The organism is Aetokthonos hydrillicola CCALA 1050 (assembly GCF_017591665.1).
GTDB lineage: Bacteria > Cyanobacteriota > Cyanobacteriia > Cyanobacteriales > Nostocaceae > Aetokthonos > Aetokthonos hydrillicola.
The window spans coordinates 1-3,221 of record NZ_JAAKGC010000251.1 but is presented as its reverse complement, the minus strand read 5'-3'; the positions used below and the strand labels follow the sequence as shown (position 1 = coordinate 3,221).

The following is a 3,221-nucleotide window of genomic DNA, read 5'->3' as shown; positions in this document are numbered from 1 at the left end:
ATCATGTAATCCTAAAAGTTGTGCAACTTCTGTAACTCGCTGTTGAATTTCAGCACGAGGGGTTTTTTTGAGCTTGAGTCCAGAAGCAAGATTTTCGTACACAGTCATGTGTGGATAAAGCGCATAGCTTTGAAACACCATTGCCATGTTGCGATCGCCTGGTCGCTTAAACGTAATATCCTCATTTCCAAGGAATATCTTACCCTGAGTTGGTTCTTCTAACCCCGCAATCATCCGTAGGGTAGTTGATTTACCACAGCCACTAGGACCCAGCAAAGTCAGAAATTCCTCATTATCCACCGTCAAGCTGACATCTTTAACTGGAATCACTTGAGGACTATAGGTCTTATTTAAGTTTTTCAGTTCAAGTCTAGCCATTTTATCCTTTTACAGCACCAGAAGTAAGACCTTGAATAATCTTGCGTTGGAAGAACAAAACAAGTAAAACTAACGGCAATGTCCCAACAATTGTAGCTGCTGCAATGGGACCATAGGGAATTTCAAACACTGAAGCGCCTCCTAGTTGTGCTGCAGCAACAGGAATTGTTTTGAGATCTTCACGAGTCATAAACGTCAAAGCGAAGATAAACTCATTCCATGCAAAAATAAACGTGAGAATTCCAGTCGTCACCAATGCCGGAATCGTCATAGGCAGTAAGATTTGTAGTAGCATTTGCAAGGTATTGTAGCCATCCACCCTCGCTGCATCTTCTAAATCTTTTGGTAATTGCTCAAAGAAGCTGCGTAACACAAGAATCGTTAACGGCAAATTGATCGCTGTGTAAGGAATAATTAACGCTAGATAGTTATTGCCCAAGTGCAGCCGTTGTATAATTTCTAAGAGTCCCAAAAACAATAAAACTCCTGGAAACAAAGTCACAATTAGAATACCTGCAAGAATAACTCTGCTGCCCCAGGGACGCAATCGTGCTAAGGCGTAAGCAGCCGGTGCACCTAAAGCTAAAGATAAAGCCGTGGATACAATTGACACAAAGGCACTATTTAAGATATAGTTCCAAAAAGGACGACGGTTGAATAACTCAATGTAATGATTGAGGGTGATTCGAGTCGGAAAATAAACGGTAGGAACAGCACTAATATCTTGATTAAACTTGAATGAGGTCAATACTTGCCACATTACGGGTGCCAAGCAAAAAATAACCACAAAAGCGATCGCGCCCCAAAGCAAAATCTTATTCCAAGGATTCTTGACATTAGCCGTTGTTTGAGGATTATTAGGAGAAACCACTGTCAAAATAGTTCCGGAGATGTTATTATAAATTTTAGTATTCATCAGAGTAAGTCAGCCTAATCCAGATTATTACAGTGTGTAAAGCTGGAGCGGAGGAACCGTATTGTCTTATGGGGCGTATCTTGTGGGAAGTTATTCTTGAAGAATCCACGATTAATGAAGTTAGTTGTTCAGAATTTATGCTGACTCCTGACTCCTGACTCCTGAATTCTGTTCAATAACTTTGTTTAAGAAGGGCATCTCTCAGCCCTAGCCCGTCAGCTAACTTCGTAGGCATTGAGAGGAGACTGAAGAGACGGCATTTTATAAATGTATCGATCTCATCAGTATCCAAGGCTGGTACTGCTCAGGTTTTTTGTACCTGCACTTAGTTCTGTTGAGGTGACAAATGATATTGCAATTAAATTTAGCAGCAATCATAGCGGTCGCGGGTCAAGCAGCGTGGAAAAAAGCAAAACCTGTAATTGCTACAGAAGAGGTCTTACTGCCTATCTTAGGGTTTTTGGGGATCATATTGTTATGGTGGGTGATTGCCCTTGCTAACCATGAATTGATGCCGACTCCATTAGAAGCACTATATGCCAATCTTGACAACATCTTAAATCCTTTCCACCGAAGAGGTCCAGGTGATTTAGGAATTGGTTGGTTGTTGATTGCAAGTTTGCGAAGGGTATTACTAGGTTTTCTGTTAGGTGCGGTAGTGGCAATTCCGCTAGGATTTCTAATTGGGATGTCTAGACCAGCGATGCTAGCGTTGAATCCGATCATTCAAATTTTTAAACCTGTATCACCTTTGGCTTGGTTACCCATTGCACTAGCAATTTTTAACCTAGCAGATCCTTCAGCAATTTTTGTGATTTTCATTACTTCCTTGTGGTCAACAATTATTAACACTGCCCTAGGAGTTTCTAGCGTGCCTAAAGATTATCTAGATGTCGCAAGAGTACTAGAAATGCCTTATTGGCGAAGGATTATCAAAATCATTTTACCTGCAAGCTTGCCCTATATTTTTACTGGGTTACGCATTAGTTTGGGGATTGCTTGGCTAGTTATTGTTGCGGTGGAAATGCTTACAGGCGGTATAGGGATCGGCTTTTTTATCTGGGATGAATGGAGTCGTTTAAATTTGAGTTCCGTCTTTTTAGCTGTGCTAGTGATTGGCTTAACCGGGTTAGTTCTTGACTACGCCGTAACCAAAATTCAAGAATTAGTAACTCATCGTCCGGGAGTTTCCAATTAATGGGCAATGGGCAATGGGCAATGGGCATGGGGCATGGGGCATGGGGCATGGGGCATGGGGTGGAGTTTCCTGTCGCCTTCAATGAATTCTTGTGTGGTAATTTTGCGCCTAATTCACTAGTACAAAGCGGCGTAAATAAAGCAGCCACTGCAAAGAGCCAGAAGCTTTGATTTATAAAAGTTTTGACTTTTGACTTTTGACTTTTGACTTTTGACTTTCGCGGAGCGGTGATGGGTGATACCAATAAGCATATTTGGACTCGAAGAGATTTTTTATTAGGAGTCGGAGCGACAACAGCTACAGCATTGTCCTCTTGTAGCATTACGGGGAATACTGGCGCAAAAGGACTGACGGAAGAAGCGCTAGCAGTTAAGCCAGTAGTGAGATCCCAGGATCTTGAAAAACCTGATATCACGGTTGGTTACGTTCCAGTGAATGACTGTGCGCCGTTTGCGATCGCGTGGAAAAAAGGCTTCTTCCGCAAATACGGTTTGAACGTCAGACTCAATCGAGAAGCTAGTTGGGCGACGTCCCGCGATGGCTTAATTTTTGGTCGTTTAGATGCTTCACCTGTAGTATCTGGTTCTGTCACTAACGCCAGAATTGGCGCTGAAGGTGCACGACACGCCCCCTTATGTGCAGCCATGACGATCCACCACCACGGTAATGCCATGACAATGAACAAAGCCATGTGGGACTTTGGACTGCGTCCGTGGTATGAGTACCAAC

At 42.7% G+C, this 3,221-nt stretch carries 4 protein-coding genes and 1 riboswitch; of the genes, 2 read left to right on the top strand and 2 right to left on the bottom strand.

Features of this window, described 5'->3' with window-relative positions; all coding sequences use genetic code 11:
* A partial coding sequence (locus G4P69_RS36475) for an ABC transporter ATP-binding protein (protein ID WP_208354746.1) occupies window positions 1-378 on the bottom strand: 378 nt, incomplete at its 3' end.
* A gap of 1 nt (window position 379) precedes the next feature.
* Window positions 380-1,294, bottom strand: a complete 915-nt coding sequence (locus tag G4P69_RS36470; RefSeq protein WP_243902223.1) for a carbohydrate ABC transporter permease — start codon at window positions 1,292-1,294, stop codon at window positions 380-382.
* A gap of 1 nt (window position 1,295) precedes the next feature.
* Window positions 1,296-1,543, top strand: a riboswitch (cyclic di-AMP (ydaO/yuaA leader).
* 97 nt (window positions 1,544-1,640) lie between these two features.
* Here G4P69_RS36470 and ntrB point away from each other — a divergent pair.
* Together ntrB and G4P69_RS36460 are read left to right on the top strand one after the other, a co-directional pair.
* A complete protein-coding gene (gene ntrB, locus G4P69_RS36465) occupies window positions 1,641-2,492 on the top strand; it encodes a nitrate ABC transporter permease (protein ID WP_208340102.1) in 852 nt (283 codons plus the stop codon).
* Between the two features lie 230 nt (window positions 2,493-2,722).
* Window positions 2,723-3,221 (top strand): ABC transporter substrate-binding protein (locus tag G4P69_RS36460; protein ID WP_208354745.1); only part of this gene is annotated, 499 nt, incomplete at its 3' end.

Excerpts from the sequence above, each read along its gene's own strand:
- G4P69_RS36470 (WP_243902223.1), bottom strand. The coding sequence starts at position 1,294 with ATGAATACTAAAATTTATAATAACATCTCCGGAACTATTTTGACAGTG.
- ntrB (WP_208340102.1), top strand. The coding sequence starts at position 1,641 with ATGATATTGCAATTAAATTTAGCAGCAATCATAGCGGTCGCGGGTCAA.